General features: G+C 72.2%; 14 protein-coding genes. All 14 read left to right on the forward strand.

Going from position 1 to position 14085, the window contains the following annotated elements; translation table 11 throughout:
• The first annotated feature begins 16 nt into the window (after positions 1 to 16).
• Positions 17 to 3463 carry a hypothetical protein gene (locus tag BM223_RS15255; protein ID WP_038679469.1) on the forward strand — a complete coding sequence of 1149 codons (3447 nt, stop codon included), beginning with the start codon at positions 17 to 19 and terminating at the stop codon, positions 3461 to 3463.
• Positions 3460 to 5355 carry a hypothetical protein gene (locus tag BM223_RS15260; protein WP_038679470.1) on the forward strand — a complete coding sequence of 632 codons (1896 nt, stop codon included), beginning with the start codon at positions 3460 to 3462 and terminating at the stop codon, positions 5353 to 5355. Before BM223_RS15255 ends, BM223_RS15260 begins: the two co-directional genes overlap by 4 nt.
• Before the next feature lie 12 nt (positions 5356 to 5367).
• A complete protein-coding gene (locus tag BM223_RS15265) occupies positions 5368 to 6450 on the forward strand; it encodes a hypothetical protein (protein ID WP_038679471.1) in 1083 nt (360 codons plus the stop codon).
• A 63-nt stretch (positions 6451 to 6513) separates the two neighbouring features.
• Entirely contained in the window at positions 6514 to 6873 is a 360-nt protein-coding gene (locus BM223_RS15270; RefSeq protein WP_038679472.1) for a hypothetical protein, read from the forward strand.
• Positions 6870 to 7502 (forward strand): collagen-like protein, encoded by a 633-nt coding sequence (locus BM223_RS30070; RefSeq protein ID WP_082003679.1) that lies wholly within the window; start codon positions 6870 to 6872, stop codon positions 7500 to 7502. Before BM223_RS15270 ends, BM223_RS30070 begins: the two co-directional genes overlap by 4 nt.
• The gene (locus BM223_RS15280) at positions 7499 to 8107 is read left to right on the forward strand and encodes a hypothetical protein (protein WP_052138719.1); all 609 of its coding nucleotides are present in this window, start codon (positions 7499 to 7501) and stop codon (positions 8105 to 8107) included. The genes BM223_RS30070 and BM223_RS15280 overlap by 4 nt, the downstream gene beginning before the upstream one ends.
• Positions 8104 to 8808 (forward strand): hypothetical protein, encoded by a 705-nt coding sequence (locus tag BM223_RS15285; RefSeq protein WP_038679474.1) that lies wholly within the window; start codon positions 8104 to 8106, stop codon positions 8806 to 8808. The genes BM223_RS15280 and BM223_RS15285 overlap by 4 nt, the downstream gene beginning before the upstream one ends.
• Before the next feature lie 26 nt (positions 8809 to 8834).
• Entirely contained in the window at positions 8835 to 9392 is a 558-nt protein-coding gene (locus BM223_RS29520; RefSeq protein WP_075018632.1) for a hypothetical protein, read from the forward strand.
• A gap of 17 nt (positions 9393 to 9409) precedes the next feature.
• Positions 9410 to 9556: a hypothetical protein gene (locus tag BM223_RS29040; RefSeq protein ID WP_158510204.1), complete on the forward strand. Its 147-nt coding sequence runs from the start codon at positions 9410 to 9412 to the stop codon at positions 9554 to 9556.
• Positions 9557 to 9577: 21 nt separating this feature from the next.
• Complete coding sequence (locus BM223_RS15295; RefSeq protein WP_038679477.1) at positions 9578 to 9988, forward strand: hypothetical protein; 411 nt, start codon at positions 9578 to 9580, stop codon at positions 9986 to 9988.
• 25 nt (positions 9989 to 10013) lie between these two features.
• Positions 10014 to 11630, forward strand: a complete 1617-nt coding sequence (locus BM223_RS15300; protein WP_052138720.1) for a hypothetical protein — start codon at positions 10014 to 10016, stop codon at positions 11628 to 11630.
• Positions 11631 to 11755: 125 nt separating this feature from the next.
• Positions 11756 to 12151: a phage tail fiber protein gene (locus BM223_RS15305; protein WP_038679478.1), complete on the forward strand. Its 396-nt coding sequence runs from the start codon at positions 11756 to 11758 to the stop codon at positions 12149 to 12151.
• A 30-nt stretch (positions 12152 to 12181) separates the two neighbouring features.
• The gene (locus BM223_RS15310) at positions 12182 to 13771 is read left to right on the forward strand and encodes a hypothetical protein (RefSeq protein WP_038679479.1); all 1590 of its coding nucleotides are present in this window, start codon (positions 12182 to 12184) and stop codon (positions 13769 to 13771) included.
• Positions 13772 to 13780: 9 nt separating this feature from the next.
• Complete coding sequence (locus tag BM223_RS15315; protein ID WP_038679481.1) at positions 13781 to 14050, forward strand: phage fiber-tail adaptor protein; 270 nt, start codon at positions 13781 to 13783, stop codon at positions 14048 to 14050.
• Positions 14051 to 14085 lie beyond the last annotated feature (35 nt).

A 14085-nucleotide genomic window follows, 5' to 3' on the forward strand; every position in this document is an offset into this window, starting at 1 on the left:
AGAGGACGGTGACTTGATGGGCTCGAACGTCCGGTCCGTGACCGTCCGGCTCGAGGCGATGGTCGCGCGCTACATCCGCGACATGAACCGGGCCGGCGACGCCACCGAGAAGGCCTTCGACCGAGTCCACGCGTCGACGTCGCGGGCACGGGAGAGCTTCGTGGCCACGGAGCGCGACGCCGCGCACCTCTCGAACCGCCTCGGCGACCTGCGCGGCTCGACCTCGGGCGTCCAGCAGGAGTTCGTCGGCGCAACCCGCGCCGCGGAGCGGTACGCGACGTCGACGTCGAAGCTGAACACGACGACCCGCGTCGTGTCCCCGTCGCAGCAGCGGCTCGCCACCGACATCGACCGCGTGTCGGTGGCCGCCGTCCGTGGCCGCGCCTCGATCGACCAGTACTCCGGCCGCCTGCGGGTCCTGCTCGAGCTGCTCGCCACCCTCGGCCCCGGGCTGCTGCCGTTCGGCGCCGGCGGCATCGTCGGTCTGACCGGCCTGGCCGGCCTGTTCGGCGCCGGCGCGGCGGGCGGCCTCGGGATGCTCGTGTCCCTCCAGGGCATCGGCGACGCGCTCAAGGCGATGGAGAAGGCTCGCCTCGAGCCGACCGCCGCGAACCTCCAGGCAGCCGACGAGGCCATGCAGAAGCTCGGCCCGCACGCGCAGGACGCGGTCGTCAAGCTGCAGCAGTTCCTCCCCGTCCTGAAGTCCGTCCGCGACGCCGGCGCCGCCGAGCTGTTCCCGCACCTGCCGGGCACCATCGACTCCCTGACCCGCATGGCGCCCATCCTGCGCGAGCTCGCCGCCGCGGGCGCCGGCGCGAGCGGCTCCGCGATCGAGGACGTCGCCGGGTCGCTGAACAGCGACCGCTGGATGCCGTTCTGGAAGTTCCTCGTCGACGAGATCCCCCAGGGGGTCGAGAACACCACGCGGCTCGTCGGATCGCTCGCGCACGCGGGCGCCGAGATGTGGATGGCGTTCGACCCGACGAACGACAAGTTCGTCGACTGGCTGGTCGACGTCGCCGACAACCTCGACCGGTGGGCCGGCTCGTCGAAGGGCCAGCAGCAGATCCAGTCGTTCCTGGCGTACGCCGAGAAGAACGGCCCGAAGGTCGCCGACTTCTTCGTGGCGGTCGCCGATGCCATCACCCAGATCGTGCAGGCCGCCGCACCCCTGTCCGGGCCCGTGCTCGACGCCCTGACCCAGGTCGCCAAGGTGATCGCCGCGGTGGCCGACAGCAACCTCGGCACGCCGATCCTGACCGGCGTCGCCGCCCTCACGCTCTACAGCCGGGGACTCCAGGCCGCCGTCGCGCTCCAGAGCCGGCTGACCGGCGGAGCAGCCTCGGCGCGCCTGGCCGACCAGGGTGTCCTCGGGTTCACGCGCAGCAGCCTGCAGCAGACCCGGAACGGCATTCGACAGCTCGGCACCGACCTGAAGACCGTCGGCACCACCTGGGCGACCGTCGGCCGCGGAATGGAGCGCCAGAACGTCCGCATGAACGAGGCGCTCACCCGCACCGGCCGGACGCTGAAGACCGTCGGGAAGGGCGGCGCCGTCCTCGGCGGGCTGGCCATCGCGACGACCGGCGTCGCCGACGGCCTCGGAGTCACCAACACGGCGTCGCTCGCCCTGATGGGCACGTTCGCGGGCCCCTGGGGCGCGGCCCTCGGCGCCGGCGTCGGCGCGGTCATGGACCTCTCGCAGGCGCTCGATGCCGGTACGTCGTCGGCCGACTCCTTCAACCTCGCGCTCGCGTCCGGGGATACCCAGAAGATCCGGGATGAGCTCGCAGCGGTCAATCGGGAACTCAACAACCTCCGGGACATGAACGATCTCGGCGGCACGGGCGTCGACGACTTCTTCCAAGACCTCGGCCGGAGCACGAAGACGGGGCTGTCGGAGGGACTGTCGAAGATCGGGATCGGCGAGGGCCCCGACAGCGGCAGCGCGCTCAATGAGCGGAAGTCCGTGCTCGAGGGCTCTCTCGACGCCACCGAGCGCGCGGCGATGGCCGAGGCCGGTCTCTCGGCGGAGATCCTTCGCACCGGCGAGGCGGCCGGCTTCACGTCCGCCGAGCTCTTGAACCTCGCCGTCAGCACCCAGCAGGCCTCGACAGCGGCCTGGGGTGCCTTCGACGCGCAGACCAAGCTCGGCGCCGCGATCGACGGCGTCGCGGAGGCCGCGAAGAAGGGCAAGCGCGGCCTCAGCGACGCGACGGAGGGCGGCCGGGAGAACCGCAACGCACTGTCCGACCTCGCGGCGTCGTGGGAGAACACGAAGACGAAGATGGAGGAGAACGGCGCCTCCGCCAAGGCAATCCAGCGACGCTACGGCGAGGTGCGGGGGGCATTCATCGCAGCGGCGACCGCGATGACCGGGAGCCGGAAGGCCGCGGTCCGGCTCGCCAACCAGCTCGCGAAGCCGATGACCATCGTCGTCAAGTCCGAGCACCAGCAGGCGGTCGCCAGCGCGAGGGCGGCGATCGCGCAGCTGCGGCGGGAGATCGCCGGCAGCCCGATCGTGCAGCAGATCGTCGTCAACGGTCCGAGTGGGCGCACGAAGGCCACGGTGAAGTCGGACGAGCCTTTGGGCGCCGGGATGATCCCCGTCAAGAAGGCCGGCGGCGGTCTGGTGACTGGTCCCGGCGGCCCCCGTGAGGACCTCATCCCCGCGCTGCTCTCGAACCGCGAGTTCGTGATCCCCGCGGACGCCGTCGACCACTACGGCGTCGGGCTGTTCGAGGCTCTGCGGGCGAAGCGACTCGCCGACGGCGGCCGCGTCGGGGGCGGCCGCGACCCGCGCTGGTCGAGCGCCCCGGGGCTTCGCACGTCCTCGAGCTCCGAGGCGGACGGCGTCGCGCGCGGGCTCCGCGGCCTGCGCCGTGAGCTCGCGCTGGCGGAGAAGGCCGTCAAGTCGGAGCGTAAGCAGCGCGACGCAGCGGTAGAGCGGCGCGAGAGCCTGGTCTCGGGGATGCGGTCCGGGCTGGACCGGGGTATCTGGCGTCCAGGCGGCTCGGTCTGGGGTGAGAACTCTGGCGACCCGATCGCGGCGCTGCGCGCGAACATCGCCGACGTCCGGCAGTTCTCGGTGCTCACCGGCCGGCTTCTCAAGAACGTCAGCGGCCCTGCGCTCGACGCGATTCTGGCCGAGGGTGACCTCGCCACTGTCCAGGCGTACGCCGGCATGGACCCGAAGACGCTCAAGGAGTACCAGCGGCTCTACGGCGTCCTGCAGAAGGAGCTCTCGACCTCGACCGCCGACATCGGTGACTCGGTCTGGGGCCCAGAGATCCGGCGGCAGACCCGCGAGCTGAGGCAGGCGAACCGCGAGCTCAAGGGGCTGCGCCGCGACGTGCAGCGCTCGAACCGCGACAACAAGAACGAGCAGGCCAAGAACCGTGCCTCGCAGCGCAAGGGCGCCTCGAAGGCCAACCAGTCGAAGTCCAGGGGGTACGTGAAGTGACCACCGCGCTGCTCGACCAGCCGGCCGAGCTCACCTGGGGCAGCCAGGTCTTCCTCGACGCCGTCGAGCCGGACCTCCCCTGGCAGTTCATCGCGCTCTCCGACGAGTCGGACCTCGGCAACCCTGAGCCGCTCGTAGAGACCATCCGCTCGATGCTCACCGTCGGCGAGAAGTCTGAGCGCACCGGCTGGGGCAACCGTGAGTTCCCCGTTCGGATCAAGATCCTCGCCACCGACGGCCAGGCCATGGCGCAGGCGGAGAACGCCCTGTGGGCGGAGCTGTCCGCCGACCAGGTGGCGCCGCTGATCTGGACGCCGCCGCTGCTCGAGGCGTGGCCGATGGCGCTCGACGTCGACCGGGTCGACATGGTGCGCGCGTACGACAACATCGGCGAGCGGTGGGACCACCGCGAGCGGTTCGGCCGCTGCCGGATTTACGACCTCACGTTCCACACGCTGCCGTTCGCGCGGGACACCGAGCCGACCGTTGTGCCGGCCCTCCCGGTCCCCGAGGACCCGGACACCCCGGCGCGGATCGTGCTCGACCCGTGCGACTCCAAGGCCGGCTGGACGGCGACGCCCTGCCACACCAACCACTGGAACCCGCGGTTCATCGACAACGGCACCAGCGGCGGCAACACCTGGGTGCGGGTGTACGCCTCGAACACCTACACCGGCAGCCTCGGCTGGCTCGCCATCAACCGGCCCGGGACGCTGGTGCGCAGCGGCCGGCGCTACATCACGGTCGACTTCAGCCGCACCTCCAACCCGCCCGTGATGGAAGAGTGGGAGGCGAAGAAGCTCACGATCGTGGTCTCCGGCAAGGAGCTCGAACCGGCCGGGCAAGAGCCGGTTTCGTCGGGGATCACGCGGTTCTACTTCGACTGCATCGGGCTGCCCGACACGCTGACCAGTTTCCAGGCCCGCGGCTGGTGGGAAGCGGACGCCTGGAACACCTCCTCGCAGCCGACACGACGCCTGGCGCTCTACGAGATCGGCGCCGACGACCGCATCGGGATCAACGGCACCTCCGGCTTCCAGGTGCCACGCACCGTCCTGATCGAAGGCGCCGCGGAGACCCAGGCCAGCCTCCTCCTCGACGCCGGCCCGAACCCCCTCGTCGGGTCCACCGCGCTGATCTACACCGGCCGCAGCCCCGCGGTGTCCCTGCGAGCGCTCCGCGTCAACTCGGGAACCGTCACCCCCAGCGCGACCGCGATGTCCGGCGCGACCAACGGCCTCACCACCCCGATGACCGTCCGGATCCCCGTGGGCCGTCTCCGCAACGACACCACCTACACGATCCCCTGGCGCCTCAGCTTCACCGGCCAGCGCATCATCCACTGGTCCGCCCGCATGGTCGCCGGCACCGCGACTTGGCCCGCCGGCGAGATCCCCGGATCGGACGTCGTCGTCGAGGGCGACACCCTCGTCATCAACACCACCGCCGACCCCTGGCGCATCCACGACATCGCCGCCCTGCAGCTGCCGATCATCGGCAACATCTCCGACCCCACCCACGCCATCGACTTCACGCTGTCGCTCCCCTCAGGCAGCGACCCCGTCGGCGTCGACGAGGGATGGGCCCTCGACACCGGGAACGGCGCCTACACCGTCGTGCACGAGCCGTCGGCCTACCAGCTCTCCGCCATCGAGATCCGCTCCCCCGAGCTCGGTGCACCCAAGCCCGAGGTCGTCGGCACCTGGCTGGACTACGGCCGACAGGACATCTCGCGGCTCACCACCCTGGGCACCCATCGGTGGCTCCCCGGGCTGCTGCACATCTTCACCGCGACCGACCTCGCGAAGTACGCGCCGTGCTCGGCGACCTACTACCGCCGTTACCCCTTCCACGCCGGCCCCGATCTCCCCGTCGACGCGGCGGACGGCTGAGGGCGGCCGAGCATGCCGAACCGGCCCGGCGAGCCCGACCTCGAGGTCTACATCGGCGGGCAGCCGCTCTCCACGATCGCGGCATGGGGCGACGCCGAGATCACCCACGGCCGCAACGGCCCGATCGCAGCCACCTGGGGCATGGCCCTCAAGCCGAAGGAACGCCCCTACCAGCTGGTCCGCAACGCCCCGGTCACGTGGCGCTCGGGCGGGCGCCGGATCTCGTTCGGGATCCTCGACGAGCCCGACTGGGACGCCGGCGAGTTCACCATGATCGGCGGCGCCCGCCTGGGTGAGGGCGCCGAGCCCCTCACCGCTGCGGGGGCCATCACCTCGAAGCTGAACACCGCGATCGACCAGGCCGTCGCCCGCGGCGTGACCCGCGGATGGTTCCGCGGCGGCGACTTCGGCAACACCGACCTCGCCGGCCCGGAGGGCGCCTCCGGGGTGGACGACCCCAACCCCGGCAAGCTCAACGAGCTGATGGACCTGTGGGCCACCCAGGGCAGCGTCGGCGGGGTCACGCGGCAGTGGCGGGTCACCGGCGACGGCCTGGTCGTCCCGACCGTCGAGGACGAGAGCACCCCTCAGCTCCTCCTGCTGCCTGGCACGACGTCGATCGGGGTGTCGGGCACCGAGGTCACCGACCGGGTGTTCCTCAGGTACAACGACTCGGCCGCGACGCGGCTCCGCACGGCGTCGTACCCCGCGCAGACCCCCATCGGCGGGATCGAGCGCCGAGCGTCCATCGTGCATCTCGGTCCGATGACCGCCGCCCGGGCGACCACGATCGCGGAGGGCATGTATCGGCGCGCCCAGGCCGGCCGGACCGGGTGGACCAACGGCTGGGAGCTCTCGGCCGACCAGATGACCACGGTCGGCGGGCAGCGTCCCAGCCTGGCGCTCGTCCGGGCCGGCGTGACCGCGCAGGCGATGGACCAGCCCGACCCGCGCGGAGTCTCGCCGGCCTTGAACGTGGTCCTCGACGAGACCACCTGGCGGGTCGCCGAGGGGCTGATCCAGCTGAACCCCGTCGGCCTGGTCGCCCGGACGTGGGAGCAGGTCATGGCGGAGGCCCTCGCCCGTGACGAGTAGCGACCGATGTGTCCCGATCACCGCGCCGGCGGCCCCGGCCTCTCTGCAACGAGGAGCGCGCCCATGACCCAAGAGCCCGGCCCACGCCCGGACGTTCTCGCCGAGCGGATCGACGGCCTCGGGCGCCGTTTCGGCGCTGTCGAGCAGCGCCTCAACGGGCTCGCCACCAAGGACGAGCTGGTCGCGCTGATCCGCTCGCGTGACGAGCTGTCCAACGCCCGGATCGCCGCGCTGTCGGAGGACGTCAAGGAGCTCACCGCGCTCCTGGCCACCGAGCGGGCCGAGCGGATGGCTGCCGACCGCGAGAACGAGGACCGCGCCAACCGGGCCCGCACGTTCGCGCTGTCGGCGATCGGCCTCGTCGTGACCGTCGTACTCGGTCTCGTGGCGCTCATCAACCAGCTGAAGGGGATTCCGGCGTGAAGCTCTGGATGAAGGTGACAGCGGCGGTGGGTGCGGTTCTTGTGGGCGCCTGGCTTGTCTCGACGGTTCTGGGGCTGGTCGCATCCCAGGCTGAGCAGAAGCGCAGCCGGGAAGAGCTCATCGAGGACTTCGAGAAGCAGATCGCCGAGGTGCGAGCGGACGGCCAGGCCAACGAGGCCGCCCTGGCGGCCGCGAACGCTCAGCTGGTGCGTCTCGGCGAGGAGCCGATCGAGGCGCCGCCCGTGGCCGTCTCGCCGCAGCAGGGCCCGATGGGACCAGGTGGGCCGCCCGGTCCGCGGGGCCCGCGCGGACCAGGCTGCGTCGAGCAGCTCGGGCTGGAGCCCTGCCAGGGCGACGACGGCGCGTCAGGACCGACCGGACCGACGGGCACCGTCGGCCAGACCGGCGCCCAAGGCCCCGACGGGAAGACCGGCCCGGCCGGCCCGCCGGGCGAGCGGGGTCCCGACGGTCCTCCTGGAGCGCCGGGTGCACCAGGCGCGGAGGGCCGAGGCATCACCAGGACCTTCTGCGGTGACGACGGCCGCTGGTCCATCACCTACACCGACGGCACCACCACCGACGGCGGCGCCTGCCGCGCAGTCCTCACCCCGAACGGAGAACGACCGTGACCGACCCCCGACTCATCCGCCCGACCTGGCGCGAAGGCCGCACGAACCTCGACGCCCTCACGATCGCGTGCATCGAGCACGCCGAGCAGATCGTGCGCGAGCTCGCGCCGAAGATCGCGCATCCGTTCGTCGTCACTCAGGGCTCCTACCAGGCCGGCGCCGGTGACCCGAAGTCCGCCGGCACCCACGACCTCGGTGGCGTCGTCGACCTGCGCTGGTGCGGCCACCCCGTGTGTCTGCGCGCGCTCCGCCTGGCTGGCCTTGCCGCCTGGCACCGCACCCGTGCGCAGGGCGACTGGCCCGACCACATCCACGCCGTCGTGGCCGGACACCCGCGCCTTGCTGCGTCCGCGGCTCGGCAGGTCATTGCCTACCTCGCGCGCCGCAACGGCCTCGCGAGCAACGGCCCCGACGACGGGCCGCGGCTCTCTCCGATCCCGCGGCCAGTCTGGCCGTGGCCGCCGGCGCAGCGGAAGAAGACCCGGCCCGAGAAGGTCCGTGCCGCGCTCAAGCTGCTCCGCGAGCAGCTCAAGACCGCCGGCCCGGTCCAGGCGACCCGGATCCGCGCCGCGATCGCGAAGCTGCGGGAGATCGAGCCGCGATGAGCACGCCGACCGAGCGTCCCGTGCTCGCCGCGTGGGTCCGGATCTTCGCCGCGAACCTGGCGTTCACCACCGGTTGGCGCAAGGACAAGAGGCACCTCCTCCACCTGCTCGCCACCGTCGCGTACGGCGTGGTGATCGGCGCCCAGGAGGCCAAGAACATCAACCTCGCCGCCCTGGTCGGCAAGGCCGCCCGAGCGCTGCAGCGCACCACAAACCCCGCGGTCGCCGGGTCAGCCATCATCGGCCGCGGCGTCCGGCTGCGGCGCTTCCGGCTCGTGCTCGGCGCCCTGTCCCGGGCCACCCTCCCCCGCTACATCGCCCGCTCGCAGGCCTCCATCGACGGCGAGTGGGTGCGGGTCTTCTCCGCCCACGCCCCGCCCAGGCGCGCCGGACGAGCCGCACAGGACCGGTTCCTCGCCCGGCTGAAGAAGCTCACCGACCGCGCCGAGCGCAACGGCCACGCCTGGATCGTCTGCATCGACGGCAACCGCGACCTCCAGGCGATCGCGCGCCACCTCGGCGGCACCGGGTACGGCGCCCGCGGAGACCGCATCGTCGGCGTCATCGTGTCCGACCGCGTGATCGTCGCCGACCACGGTGTCGACCGGTACGGCGTCGCGCACAAGCTGACCGACCACCTCGCACCGTACGTCGACGTCGCCGGGCTCCGCCCGCACCGGCGGCGCACGCCGGTTCGATGATCCGCCCCGTCCAGAAGGAGACCATAATGTCCACGCCCACCCAGGTCCGCCGCCCGTGGCGCGCGACCGCCCGCACGCTGTTCGCCGCCGTCGTGGCGCTCGCCGCGATGCTCCCGCTCCTGGTCCAGGCATCCGGGCTCGACGACACCTGGGCGCCCGTCGCCGGCGCGCTCGCGATCGCCGGCGCCATCACCCGGATCATGGCGCTCCCGGTCGTCGAGGACTTCCTCGCCCGGTTCGTGCCCTGGCTCGCCGCCGAGCCTCCGGTGCGCGTCGCACCGGCCGGGTTCCTCGACACGCCCATGCCGGTCCCCGCGCCGCCGCTCGTCGCGTCCGTCGTCTGCCACATCTGCGCGCCCGGCGCCCAGCGGTTCGAGCTCCCGATCACGACCAACCTGTACGGCTTCACCACTGTCACCGACCTCGGCGAGATCACGGTGACCGCGCCGACCGGCGACCAGGCGTTCCGCGACCACATGGAGCAGCACCGCAGCGACGGCACCTTCGCCGCGAAGCTCCTCGAGCACGCCGAGAGCATGGGCGCGCGGGCCGACACGATCCGTCGCTACCAGGCCGGCGAGTAGCCAGGTCGGGCGTCGGCGTGAACGCCGTGCGGGTCGCGCTCGAGCTGCCTGTGATCGTCCTCGGCCCGGTGCTGTGCCGGCTCCGGGGCCACCGGTGGCATGCCTGGCAGCACCACGCCGCACCGACGCTGCGGATCTGCATCCGCTGCGGCCGCACCAGCTGACGAGCACCCGGGAGGTCCTCGATGCCGTACCCCGCCTACCAGGGCACGACGTACTACTTCGACATCGTGATCGGCCACGCCTGGGACCACGAGTTCGCCGTGATCGACCGCAACGACGGCGAGCCGATGGTCTTCGAGGACGGCTGGCAGGCGTCCTGCGTGCTGCGGGACAACGCAGGCGCCGCGCTCGCGCGACTCGACAACGCCGTCTCGAGCACCGCAGACGGCACCATCACCCTCACCACCGGCGTGGTCGCGCTCAACCTGCCGGGCTCGTTCACCGCGACCCTGCCCGCCACGACGCTCTACCGGCCCTCGGGCCCGAAGCCGTTCCTGTGGGCCGACATCACCCTGATCGACCCCCTCAACGGCGAGCCCTACATCTTCGCCCGCGGCAAGGGCGTCTCCTACCTCCCGACCACCATCGGCTAGACCAGAGCCAGAGCGGAGCAGCCTCGTGACCGACGTCCTCTTCCCTCGCGCCGTCCCCGCCGGCTCGCTGGTCGGCCGCCCCGGCAAGGACGGCCCCCCGGGCCCAGGCGGCACCACCGGCTCGGTGTGGCACACCGGATCCGGCAACCCCAACAGCGGCAGCACCCTCCTCGAGGGCTTCGAGTCCGGCGCCGTCGGAGAGGCCCTCGCCAGCAGCAACGTCCTCGACGCGGGCTCCGGGGCGCTGCTCTACACCTCGCAGGCCCATGCCGGCGCCCGGGGTCTCTCTGTCGCGCAGTTCGGCGGCGCCCTGTCCATGCCCGAGGACGCACCCTCGGCCGGCGTCTGGATCAAGCTGCCCTCGGCGATCCCCGACGGCGGCGCCGCGATCGTGGAGATCTACAGCATCGAGCTCGACATGTCCGCCGTCCACGGCATCGCGACTCTGGCGATCTTCGGCGCCACCACGTCGTCCGGCAACCCGCCGGGCCGGTTGATCTACGGCCTGCAGGGCAGCAGCCCAGGCAGCACCCAGAACCTCGGCCCCGCGGTCTACGGCGAGTGGATCAACGTCTCGTTCACTCGCGCTGGACAGGTCACGATCAAGAGCACGAGCGGGACCGTGCTCGGCACCGGTGCCGTCGCGCTGCCGCCCGGCCCGGGCCTTTCCGTCCTCGTCAACAACACGACGTCTGCTCAGCTGCTCTACGCCGACGACTTCTACGTCGGTGGAGCACCCGTCGCCGCGGAGCCCAACGGGTTCTACCTCGACGAGACGACTGGTGACTACTACGAGACGGCCGACGGCACGACCTGGGTGCTGCGCGGCAGCCTCCGCGGCCCACAGGGTCCCTCGGGCCCCGGGGTCGCGCCCGAGAGCCTCGCGGTCCTTCCTGGCACCGGCAACACCGCCGCCGGGACCGATGCTCACGCCGAGGGGACCGGCACCAGCGCGCCAGGCAACGCTGCGCGCGCCGAGGGCACCGGCACCACCTCGTCGGGATGGGCCTCGCACGCCGAAGGCAGCGGCACCGCCGCTACCGCCGACTTCGCGCACGCCGAGGGCAACCAGAGCCTCGCCGCCGGCAGAGCCTCCCACGCCGAGGGGTACGCCACCGCGACCGGCGACGGCGCCCACGCCGAAGGCGAGGCCGACTGCACCGCGGCCGGCTACTGCTCGCACGCCGAGGGCTACAGCCGCTCCAGCGGCGACTACGCCCACTCCGAAGGATCCGGGTCCCACGCCTTTCGACCGGCCGAGCACGCCGAGGGCACCGACGGCATCCAGCGGAGCAACGTCTACCTCAGCGGCACCGACGCCGGCTCCGGCACCAGCCCGGTCGAGCTCCCCATCCACGCGGGCCCGTGCTCGGCCCGCATCACCATCGTGAGCGCCGACGGCCTCGTGCGTTGGGACCTCCTGGTCTCAGCGACCAACGACGCCACCACCTTCGCTGGCCGCGGCGCTGGGACCGTGACCATCAACTCCGCAACCGGCGGCGGATCCACCAGCCACGGCAGTTCCGCCATCACCTGGACGGCGAGCGGCGACAACGCCGGGCAGATCGTCCTCACCCCCTCTGCGACGTTCGGCAACCGCCGCGTCATGGCCGAGCTGCTCGAGCTCGGCACCGTCTCGTGACCCTGAAGGAGAACCGAAACCCGATGCCCGAGATCGCCCACCTCGAGGTGGTCGTGACCGCGACCGCCGAGGTCACGCCCGCCCCCACCACCGCCCCCAGCACCACCGAGAAGGAGTAACCCACCATGACCGCAGGCTTCATCGCTGCCACCGTCAACGGCTGGCTCGACAGCATCCGCACCGGCGGCGCCAACGTCACCGCCGTCACGACCGCCTACGTCAAGCTCCACACCGGCGACCCGGGCGCCGCAGGGTCGGCGAACGCCGCGGCCGGATCGACCACCCGAGTCGCCGTCAGTCACACCGCCCCGGCCGGCGGCGCGATGACGATGAGCGGCACCGCGCCGGCATGGACCAACGGCGGCACCTCGGAGACCATCACCCACATCAGCGTCTGGGACAGCCTCACCGCCGGGTCCTGCAAGTACACCGGCCAGCTCTCGGCCTCGAAGGCGTGGGGCGCGGGCGACACCCTCACGCTGACCTCCCTCGGGGTGTCGATCACCCCCGTCGCGTCCTAGACCGAACAGCTCGACGTCAGGAGGTAGCCGGTGGGCATCGCGATCCAGAGTTACGCGATCGGTGGTGCGGGTGGGCTCGCGGCGACCGCGACGGTCGCCAAGCCCGCCGGCACCTCCACCGGCGACCTGCTGCTCGCGGTCGTCAACACCAGCAGCGCCGCATCGACCCTGACGGTGCCCTCCGGGTTCACGGGGGGCGGCCAGGTTGCCGGCACCGGCATGTGGGTGGTGTGGAACCCCGCGGCAGGCGGGTCCGAGCCGGCGTCGTACAGCTTCACGCGCGGCACCGCGCCGACCGCTCCGATCTACGCGCTGCTGATGCGAGTGACCGGCCACGACCCGGCCGCGCCGGTGGACGCCTTCTCGGGCGCATGGGGCACTAGCGCAGCGTCGGGCGCTTCGATCGATGCGCCGAGCGTCACGGCCGGCGCAGGCCGGTTCCTGATCTCGGTCGCCACCAGGGCCAACGACGTTGCGCCGACGGTCACCTTCCCCGCCGGGATGACGTCGGCCATCAACGACATCACGTCCACCACCTCCGCCGACTACGCCGCCACCCAGATCATTGGCGCAGGCCCCACAGGCGCCCGGACCTGGGGCTTCACGGGCTCCGGATCCACCGCTGGGTACGCCGTCGGCAACATCGTGGTCGCCGCCGTGCCGATCACGTCCGACACCACCATGAGCGGCGCGGGGACGGTCACGGCGGCAACCGCCCTCGGCCGTACGACCGCAGCCGCGGTCGCCGGGGTCGCGGCGATCACCGCCGGCGTCGCCCTGACCCGGCCAGCCGACGCGGCGCTGAGCGGGGCCGGCTCGATCGCGGTCGCGGCCCAGGCTGGACGCCCCGTAGCCACAGACCTCGGCGGAGCTGGGGCCCTCGACGCTTCAGCTCACCGCGCGACCTTCTCGACAGCCAACATCGACGGGGCCGCTGCCGTCGACGCAGCTGGAGCCCGCGGGACCAGCAGCACGAGCGTGGTGGCCGCGACCGGCGCAGTGGTCGCCACTGCAGGTACCGGGTCATCCTGCGAAGCCGCCCTGGCTGGGACCGGAGCGTACGACGTCACCGCTCGCCGAGGCGCCGGTGCGGGCAGCATCCTGACCGGCACCGCCACGGTCGACGCCTCGGCGACCGTGGCGGCCCCGGGCACCCTCGATGGAGAGCTCGCCGCAGTCGGCGGTCTCACCGCGGCCGCCAGCCTCGGGGTCTTCGAGGGGACCACGGTCAGCGTCTTCGCGATCGTCGCCCCCGTCGCTCGCGTCGACGTATCTGCTGACGCTGCGACTGATGGCCTCGGCGTCATCACCGCCGACGCCCAGCGACGCTGCATTGCCGACACGACCGTCGCCGCCGCCGGCGCGGTCGACGCCTCCCTCCGGCTCGACGCGACGGCCGGCGCCGCCCTAGACGGAAGCACCCTCCTCGAGCTGGTGCCCGTCACCAACCAGCTCATCGACGTCAGCGTCACCGCGGCCACGGTCGTGACCGCCAGCATCGCCCCCAAGCTCACGACCCCGCCCACCCGGATCGCGACCACGACGCACGAGCAGCGCACGACGCCCACCCAGGGCGAGCTGCGGACCACCCGCACCGCCGCCGAGTCCCGCACCCTTTAGGAGCACCCCATGGCGAACTTCACGAAGGACCCTGACGCCGACCTGGACTACACCCGGGACTGGGCCCCCTGGCTCGCCGGCGGCGACACCATCGAGACCTCGACGTGGATCGTCGAGGACGGCATCGATCACTCCCGGGAGTCTCACACGGACACCGCCGCCACCATCTGGCTCACGGGCGGGACCGTCGGAAGAACCTACAGCGTGACCAACCGGATCACGACCACCAGCGGTCGTACCGACGACCGCACCTTCACGATCGAGATCCGGCAACGCTGACTGCCCAAGTCGGCGACGGCCGCCCGCCTCCCCAA

The organism is Pimelobacter simplex, assembly GCF_900114845.1.
GTDB lineage: Bacteria > Actinomycetota > Actinomycetes > Propionibacteriales > Nocardioidaceae > Nocardioides > Nocardioides simplex.